The sequence below is a fragment of the Salinicola salarius genome, assembly GCF_002179555.1.
GTDB lineage: Bacteria > Pseudomonadota > Gammaproteobacteria > Pseudomonadales > Halomonadaceae > Salinicola > Salinicola salarius_A.
The window spans coordinates 1-711 of the sequence record NZ_NHOU01000126.1; the positions used below are offsets into that span (position 1 = coordinate 1).

The 711-nt window shown below is 55.6% G+C and carries 1 protein-coding gene; it reads left to right on the forward strand.

The window, feature by feature from the left end:
- Nucleotides 1-711, forward strand: a 711-nt coding sequence (locus CCD76_RS19430; RefSeq protein ID WP_143543360.1) for an IS3 family transposase, incomplete at both ends; no start/stop codon positions are given.

Sequence of the window (711 nt, forward strand, 5' to 3'; positions counted from 1 at the left end):
TGTGAGACTGAGCAGAAGCTGCTGGATCAGGTTGTCGAGGCGCATACCGTCAGTAACGGCTCTGCCGGCGCTCGCAGCATTGCAAAAATGGTCACGCAGGCAGGAATACAGTTGAGTCGTTATCGGGCCAGCAGGCGGATGAAGCAGCTGGGGCTGATGAGTTCGCAGCCGCCGAGGCACGCCTACAAGAAGGCTGATCAGCCACACCTGGATATACCGAATGTTCTTGATCGGGAGTTCGATGTAAAGCAGCCCAATCAGGTATGGACCGGCGACATTACCTATATTTGGACAGGGGCACGCTGGGCTTATCTGGCAGTGGTCATCGACTTGTATGCTCGTAAACCCGTGGGGTGGGCATTGTCCCTATCGCCGAACACGGAGCTGGTAAAGAAAGCGCTGACCATGGCCTACGAATCGCGTGGAGAGCCACGGAATATCCTGTTTCATTCGGATCAGGGTTGCCAGTACACCAGCCGGGCATTCCGGCAGATGCTCTGGCGCTACCGAATGACACTGAGTCTCAGTCGCCGTGGCAATTGCTGGGACAATGCCCCAACAGAGCGCTTCTTCAGAAGCCTGAAAACGGAATGGATACCAGAGATCGGCTATCCCGATGTTGCTGCGGCGAAGCGATCTGTCACTGATTATATGATCGGTTACTACAGCAGCCTCCGGCCGCACAAGCATAACGATGGGATACCGCCGAAT